Source organism: Bacillus sp. JJ1609 (assembly GCF_036967045.1).
Classification (GTDB): domain Bacteria; phylum Bacillota; class Bacilli; order Bacillales; family Cytobacillaceae; genus Mesobacillus.
Genome location: NZ_JBALSS010000001.1, coordinates 34,207 through 42,386, shown reverse-complemented (window position 1 = coordinate 42,386; position 8,180 = coordinate 34,207). Strand labels below are relative to the sequence as shown.

The following is an 8,180-nucleotide window of genomic DNA, read 5'->3' as shown; positions in this document are numbered from 1 at the left end:
TGAGTTGTTCTCGTAGGCTCCCTCATAACAACTCGCTTCGGATTTTTCCTTATGAATGGTTCTCGTAAGCTTTCCCTATAACATGTCGATGTGCGTTTTTTACCCTTTTGAATTGATTTCATAAGTAATACACTAGTTCAATATTGCTTACAGTGCAGTCTGCTAAGCCTCTGGAGAATAAAGTTGTAAAGATTTTCTTGCATCAAGTATAATGATTTTAATTGGTCACGGTCGGCCCATATCACATTGGAGGAGCGTAAATTTGAATACGAATAAAAATGAGAATATTAAAATCATCGCACTTGGTGGCGTGGGGGAAATCGGCAAAAACATGTATGTCACCGAAGTGGATGAAGACATATTTGTAGTAGATGCTGGTCTGATGGTCCCTGAGGATGAAATGCTTGGAATTGATATTGTCATTCCCGATTTTACCTATTTAACAGCAAACAATGAAAGAGTTAAAGCAATTTTCCTTACTCATGGACACGAAGATCATATGGGGGCATTGACTTATGTCCTTCGGAAGATGAATGTACCTGTGTTTGGCACCAAACTTACACTTGCACTTGCGAGAGAAAAGATGAAAGAACAGGAGTATTCAGGGGCAGTTGACTTCAGGGAAATTAACTCTGAAACGATACTCGACTTTGGAAAGGTAACGGTATCTTTCTTCAAAACAAATCATAGTATCCCTGATTCGGTCGGTGTAAGCATTAATACATCAGAAGGGTCAATCGTACATACTGGTGATTTTAAATTCGACCAGGCAGCTACTGCTTTATATAAGTCCGAAATTGGTAAAATGGCCACTATCGGGGAGAAAGGTGTATTATGCCTTTTATCAGATAGTACAGATGCTGAAAAGCCTGGTTATACCCCATCGGAAGCAACTGTGGTCGAGGAATTAAAAACTGTTTTCTACAACGCACAGGGAAGGATTATTGCGGCATGCTTTGCCTCTGATATCAACAGGATCCAGCATCTTTTTGACAGTGCCCAGCATGATGGCCGAAAAGTGGCGGTTGTCGGCAAAAGTCTGAAAAGAGTTTATGATATAACGCTTGAACTAGGTTATTTAAGGGTTGCGGATGATTTGATCATCCCCATTACAGAAATAGAAAAATATCCCGATAATGAAATCGTCATCTTAACTACCGGCAGCCAGGGCGAGCCCATTGAGGCTCTGCAAAAAATGGCTAAACAGGGCCATCCTCAGGTAAATATCCAGGAAGGGGATACTGTCTTGATCGCAGCTTCACCATTAAAGGGAAGCGAGGTATTCATATATAAAACCATTGATATGCTTTACCGTGCAGGGGCCTCAGTAGTGTCAGGCAAAAGAAGTGTTCAGGTTTCCAGCCATGGAAGCCAGGAAGAATTAAAATTTATGATCAACCTGATGAACCCGAAATTTTTCATTCCTGTCCACGGTGAATATAATATGCTGAAGGCTCACAAAAAAGTCGCGATGGCCTGTGGTATTGATGAAGCAAATATCTATATTCCTGAGCGTGGAGATGTGATCGAAATAGCTGGCGGCAAAATCCATTCAACAGAACGTGTACCTGCAGGAAACACCCTGATTGATGGAATTGGGGTTGGGGATGTTGGCAATATCGTTCTCCGTGACCGAAGGCTTCTGTCACAGGATGGAGTGTTAATCGTTGTGGTTACACTTAACAAGGCTAACAGAAAAATTGCTGCCGGACCAGAGATCATCTCAAGAGGGTTTGTGTATGTGCGTGAATCAGAAAAACTAATGACCGATTCCTCTACACTTGTTAGGGAAATCGTTGAAAAGAATCTTTCCAAGGAATCATTTGATTGGACAAGTATGAAACAAGATATCCGTGATTCTTTAAACCACTATTTATTCGATAAAACAAAACGAAGACCGATGATCATGCCGATCATTATGGAAGTGAGATAGCAGAAGAGCAAGCACTGGTTTTCACCAGTGCTTTTTATTTTGGTTAGGCTCTGTTAACCTTAACTGTTGATTTCCACTCCAGGAACTCGCTTTCCGCGTGGCGTCATGTGAGCCTGCTCGCCGCTGTGCACCTGCAGGGTCTCACCTTGGCCGCTGCTCCCGCAGGACTTTGAACAGCTTCCTCGAATCTGCCCACGCACGATGGAAATGCGTTAGCATTTTCGGAGGAGTCGAGTGCCCTCCGCTCCAATCAACAGGTGATAAAATCAACATTGTGCTTTAAAAATGCCTTTGGTTATGTAACATGCAGGGAAAATCTGCGAAATGAATGTGTTTAACTTGTGAATTCGAGAGTAAGGATAAACAGTAATAGTTGAATAAATAAAATCTGCGATTGATTCCTGCCATACTATGCCGAATGAAAATGTGGATGATGTTCATACTAACATTATCATGCCTGAAGGGAGCATTTATGGATGGAAAAGGAAATTAATATCGAAAATTCAGATAACCAGGAAAGCCAAGATACCCAGAAGGAAGATAAATCCTCTGGTCTGCTTGAAAAAATCCAGCAGCTCGGTCAAACAAATGTGCCTCAGCTTTCGCAGGATTCAAAAATTCATTGTCTGACGATAGTTGGTCAAATTGAGGGGCATATGCAGCTGCCACCCCATAATAAAACAACAAAGTATGAACACTTGATTCCTCAGATTGTTGCAATCGAGCAAAATCCTAATATTGAAGGTTTGCTAGTTATTTTAAATACAGTTGGCGGTGATGTTGAAGCAGGCTTGGCTATATCTGAGATGCTAGCTTCACTTTCAAAACCGACTGTTTCATTGGTTCTAGGAGGCGGGCATTCAATTGGTGTGCCCATTGCGGTATCATGTAATTATTCCTTTATCGCGGAAACCGCGACAATGACTATTCATCCGATACGCCTGACTGGACTGGTCATTGGCGTTCCGCAGACCTTTGAATATCTGGACAAAATGCAAGAGCGAGTGGTAAACTTTGTTACAAAACATTCCAATATTACTGAGGAAACATTTAAAGATTTAATGTTTGCTAAGGGGAATTTGACAAGGGACATTGGGACAAATGTCATCGGCAATGATGCTGTCCAATCAGGTTTAATCCATGCAGTAGGCGGCATCGGGCAGGCAATGAAGAAACTCAATGAACTAATAGACTTAAACAAACAAAAGAACGAAGTGATTGTGCAATGATCCTTTATACAATGATGCCTCATGAACAGGTATTTCCGCCATCCGCAGAGGAACCGGTAAACCAGGTCATGATAACGTATAATGGCATACCGGTTATGGCAGAATGGACAGAAAACCATGAATATCGAGTGATACGAGTGATGAGCACGGATCCGAACCATTTTATGGAGCCAGGATGCATGCCAGGATCGAAAATTTCACTTTCTTAGTCCAAAGGATTGTCCCAGTTAAACTGGCAAATATGATATAATATGGATACACTCAGCATTAGCAGCCGAATATGGCTGCTTTTCTTCTTATTGAAGTTTGAGAAAAGGTATGAATGATTATGCTGTTAGTGAAGTTATAAATATAAGGTGATAAAATGGCCAAAAAGAAAAGACGGCAATCCAAAAAGAAAAATAATACTTTAAAAACTACCGTTCAATATGAACTTGCCGGATTAGCACTGCTTGCATTGTCCATCATTGCGATGGCTGATCTTGGTGCTGTTGGAAGAGCGACCGTAATGTTTTTCCGCTTTTTTTCAGGGGAATGGTTTATGCTCAACCTGATTGGGCTCGTTGTCTTCAGCATTTATATTATGTGGAAACGAAGTCTTCCATTTATCTTTCATACGAAGTTAATTGGTACATATTTGATTGTAAGTGCAATATTGTTGTTAAGTCATGTCACGTTGTTTGAGCTATTGTCAAATGGCGGAAAATTCGAGAATCCAAGTGTCATAAAAAATACCTTTGATTTATTTGTCATGGAAGCGAAAGGTGAAACAAGCACAACGGATCTTGGCGGCGGGATGATTGGCGCGATCATGTTTGCGCTATTTTATTATTTGTTCGATGCAGCTGGATCCCAGCTTGTTGCTTTTGTGTTAATTATCATTGGTACTATACTTGTTACTGGCAAAACATTCGGCGAGGCAGCAGGGAAAATCCTTGTGCCAATAGGCGGTTTTGTTAAGGACCAATGGAACTCATTTATTGAGGACCTTAAGCAATGGAAAGAGAATCAACAGCAGAAGAGCTCGGCTAGGCGAGAAGCACGCCAAACGGAAAGAACAAGCAGTCAGGTGCCTGTCACAGAAGAACCTGTGCACCGTACTGTTGAATTGGCAGATGAACCATCAGCACCAGAACCAATCATTTCAAGTTTTGCCGAACGTGCATATTCAAGTCCGGAGGCCAACCAGCCGTCTTCTAAACCTGAAAAGCCTAAAAAGGATAATCAGGATGAAGGTGAAGAGCTGCAGCAGCCAATTACTTTTACCGAAGTTGAAAATACTGCATATGAGCTGCCGCCATTAAGTATCTTAAAGCTTCCAAATAAAACAGACCAAAGTGGAGAGTACGAATTAATCCATGCAAATGCAGCTAAGCTTGAAAGGACTTTTCAGAGCTTTGGTGTAAAAGCAAGGGTTACACAGGTACATCTTGGGCCTGCTGTTACTAAGTATGAGGTACATCCAGATGTAGGGGTAAAAGTCAGCAGAATAGTGAGCTTGAATGATGACCTGGCACTTGCACTTGCAGCCAAGGATATCCGGATCGAAGCGCCGATTCCCGGGAAATCGGCTATAGGTATTGAAGTCCCAAATTCTGAAGTAGCAATGGTTTCATTAAGAGAAGTAATCGATTCGAAGCAGCATAATAAGCCAGGATCGAAGCTGCAGATTGGATTAGGCAGAGATATCACGGGCGAAGCGGTACTGGCTGAGTTAAATAAAATGCCCCACTTACTCGTAGCCGGCGCAACGGGCAGCGGTAAAAGTGTTTGTATCAATGGCATTATCACAAGCATTCTCATGAGGGCAAAACCTCACGAGGTTAAGCTGATGATGATTGACCCAAAAATGGTTGAATTGAATGTCTACAATGGTGTTCCACATTTATTGGCTCCTGTCGTTACGGATGCGAAGAAAGCCTCCCAGGCTCTTAAGAAAGTGGTCAACGAAATGGAAAGGCGCTATGAACTCTTCTCGCATACGGGTACTAGAAATATAGAAGGCTATAACGAATATATTAAAAGATACAACAGTGAAGAAGAGGCGAAACAGCCATTGCTTCCTTTTATTGTCGTCATCGTGGATGAGCTTGCTGATTTAATGATGGTAGCATCTTCTGATGTAGAAGATTCAATCACACGTCTGGCGCAAATGGCACGTGCAGCAGGAATCCATTTGATCATCGCTACCCAGCGTCCGTCTGTCGATGTCATAACTGGTGTAATTAAGGCCAATATTCCTTCGAGGATTGCTTTTGCTGTATCTTCCATGACCGATTCCCGCACCATTCTTGATATGGGCGGCGCAGAAAAGCTTTTAGGCAGAGGGGATATGCTGTTCCTGCCTGTTGGGGCTTCCAAGCCTGTAAGGGTGCAAGGAGCGTTCCTGTCAGATGAAGAGGTAGAAGAAGTCGTCAACTATGTAATAGGACAGCAGAAGGCGCAGTATCAGGAAGAAATGATTCCTGAGGATATCCCTGAAAACACATCAGAAGTAGATGATGATTTATATGGTGATGCAGTGGACCTTGTTGTCGAGATGCAAACCGCGTCTGTTTCCATGCTGCAGAGAAGGTTTAGGATTGGGTATTCCAGAGCGGCAAGGCTGATAGATGAAATGGAGTTGCGAGGAGTAGTGGGTCCTTACGAGGGAAGCAAGCCAAGGAATGTGCTGGTTGCAAAGTCAGAGGAAGCATAAGTTGAAAACTAAACACAAGTGGAAAAAGCCGGACAAGCTAGTCCGGCTTTTTATATTTTTGTAGTTCCTTCATATCAGATGAAAATAATAATGTCATACTATTAAAAACGCTTTCAAAATATAATTATACCAAAAATATAGTCTTTTGGTACCGGAAAAAATGGCAAATCTGTATATCTTAGCTTTTTTCGACAAAATGTTGAAACGCTATTTATTTATGTTAAAAAAAGTGTTATAGTATTTTCGATTAGTAGGAATGCTATACATCAGATGTCTGATGTCTTTGAGCAAAAAGGTTGGAGGAAGCCTCATGTCGATCAAGTCAGATAACCGGCACCTGTATTTACAAGTAATTGATCACCTGAAGCAAGATATTCAAAAGGGTGTTTATAAAGAAAGAGAAAAACTCCCCTCTGAATTTGATCTTGCCAAACAGCTTGGAGTTAGCAGGGCAACACTCCGCGAAGCTTTGCGTATTCTTGAAGAAGAAAACGTCATTATCCGCAGGCATGGAGTTGGAACCTTTGTGAATCCCAAACCGCTGTTTTCATCAGGTATCGAACAGCTTAACAGTGTGACGGCGATGATTGAGCAGGCAGGGATGACGCCTGGAACAATCTTCTTAAATTCAACGACTACCGGGCCTACCGAAGAGGATATCCGCCGTTTCTCATGTTCGATGGATGACGAAATCACTCTGATTGAAAGGGTAAGGACTGCCAATGGGGAACCGGTTGTCTATTGTTTAGACAAAATTCCCGAGAAAATCCTGCCAGGCGATTTCTCTCATGAAGATGAATCATTGCTTCATCTGCTCGAGATTAAATCGAACAGGAAAATTACATACGCAGTTGCCCAGATTGAGCCAATTGGCTATCATGAGAAGATTTCTCCCATTCTTGAATGTGATCCTGAAACTGCCCTGCTAGTTTTAAAGCAGATGCATTTCGATGAAAACGACGTGCCGATCCTTTATTCGGTCAACTATTTTAAAGCCGATAAGTTCAGTTTTCATGTCCTTAGAAAAAGAGTTTAATTTTTTTAAGGAAATGAAAACGCTAACTGAATGGTTTTTCAGAACATTCCTGCGAAATCCACAAACATTCTCTGGGGGGTACAAACCTTGAAAAAGCGTAAATTTGGTTTGGTAATGTCATTGCTTTTGGCAGCAGGCACAATGTTAGCTGGTTGCGGCGGCGATGATAAAGGCGGCGACAATGACAAGAAGTCCGATTTAAAAGTTGGTATGGTTACTGATGCAGGTACAATTGATGACAAGTCGTTCAACCAGGGTACTTGGGAAGGAATCCTAAAGGCAGAAGATGAGTTTGGAGTAAACACAAAGTATCTTAAGCCAGCAGGTACTACTGAAGCTGAATACTTAAAAGAGATTGGTAACTTATATGATGCAGAATACAAGTTTATCGTTACACCGGGCTTTAAGTTCGAAACGGCTGTTTTCCAAGCCCAGGATAAATATAAAGATGCTAAATTCGTCATCCTTGACGGAAACCCTCACAACGGAGACTATAACCCTGTAGTTAAAGAAAACACAGTTGCTGTTTTCTTTGCAGAGCATGAGTCAGGTTTCCTTGCGGGTGTTGCAGCTGCTCTTGAATTAAAAGAGGGCGAAGCAGGCTTCATCGGCGGTATGGAAATCCCTGCTGTACAAAAGTTCAACTGGGGCTTCCAGCAAGGTCTTAAATATGCAAACGAAAACCTTGGAACAAACGTAACAATCAAAGCAGAAAACGTAATCTACCAGGGGTCATTTGATAACGCTGCTGCTGGCGGACAAATTGCCGCTCAATATTATGACCGTGGCGTAGATGTAATCTTCACAGCTGCTGGCGGTGTTGGTGTAGGTGCGATCAATGAAGCTAAGAACCGCGCTAAAGCTGGAGAAAAAGTTTGGATCGTTGGTGTAGACGTTGACCAGTACGAAGATGGTAAGTACGAAGGCGACAAGTCAGTTATCTTGACTTCTGCTATGAAGAAACTTGACCAGGTTTCTTACGACATGGTTAAGGCTGAGCTGGATGGAAAATTCCCTGGCGGACAAACTTTGACTTTCGATGCTAAGAACGATGGTATCGGTCTTCCTGAAAAGAACCCTAACTTGAGCGAAGAAACAACAAGCAAAGTTAAGGAAGTTTTCGAAAAGATTAAATCTGGTGATGTTAAGGTCTCTGCTGAACAAGGAGATTTGTTTAAGTAAAATAGAGCGAAAGAGACGGTGTCTTCCGTCTCTTTTGTCTATAAAAGTCTGAACGGTAAATATTTGAAATTAAGGGCCGGAATTTTTTCAATCTTTCAAGTC

General features: G+C 42.0%; 7 protein-coding genes. 6 read left to right on the top strand and 1 reads right to left on the bottom strand.

Features of this window, described 5'->3' with window-relative positions:
- Positions 1-262 precede the first annotated feature (262 nt).
- Positions 263-1,933, top strand: coding sequence for a ribonuclease J (locus V7654_RS00205; RefSeq protein ID WP_335427541.1), 1,671 nt, complete (start codon positions 263-265; stop codon positions 1,931-1,933).
- Between the two features lie 59 nt (positions 1,934-1,992).
- On the opposite strand, the gene V7654_RS00200 is transcribed toward V7654_RS00205, so the two are convergent.
- Entirely contained in the window at positions 1,993-2,133 is a 141-nt protein-coding gene (locus V7654_RS00200; RefSeq protein ID WP_335427538.1) for a hypothetical protein, read from the bottom strand.
- 276 nt (positions 2,134-2,409) lie between these two features.
- Here V7654_RS00200 and V7654_RS00195 point away from each other — a divergent pair, with 276 nt between their 5' ends.
- The 5 genes from V7654_RS00195 (at position 2,410) to V7654_RS00175 (ending at position 8,078) form a co-directional block, all read left to right on the top strand.
- Positions 2,410-3,162 (top strand): ClpP family protease, encoded by a 753-nt coding sequence (locus V7654_RS00195; RefSeq protein ID WP_335427536.1) that lies wholly within the window; start codon positions 2,410-2,412, stop codon positions 3,160-3,162.
- On the top strand, positions 3,159-3,371 hold the full coding sequence (locus V7654_RS00190) for a YlzJ-like family protein (RefSeq protein ID WP_335427534.1): 213 nt from the start codon (positions 3,159-3,161) through the stop codon (positions 3,369-3,371). The genes V7654_RS00195 and V7654_RS00190 overlap by 4 nt, the downstream gene beginning before the upstream one ends.
- A 155-nt stretch (positions 3,372-3,526) precedes the next feature.
- Positions 3,527-5,860: an FtsK/SpoIIIE family DNA translocase gene (locus V7654_RS00185; protein WP_335427531.1), complete on the top strand. Its 2,334-nt coding sequence runs from the start codon at positions 3,527-3,529 to the stop codon at positions 5,858-5,860.
- A 310-nt stretch (positions 5,861-6,170) separates the two neighbouring features.
- Positions 6,171-6,896 carry a GntR family transcriptional regulator gene (locus V7654_RS00180; RefSeq protein ID WP_335427529.1) on the top strand — a complete coding sequence of 242 codons (726 nt, stop codon included), beginning with the start codon at positions 6,171-6,173 and terminating at the stop codon, positions 6,894-6,896.
- Positions 6,897-6,983: 87 nt separating this feature from the next.
- Positions 6,984-8,078 (top strand): BMP family lipoprotein, encoded by a 1,095-nt coding sequence (locus tag V7654_RS00175; RefSeq protein ID WP_335427528.1) that lies wholly within the window; start codon positions 6,984-6,986, stop codon positions 8,076-8,078.
- The last annotated feature ends 102 nt before the right edge of the window (positions 8,079-8,180 follow it).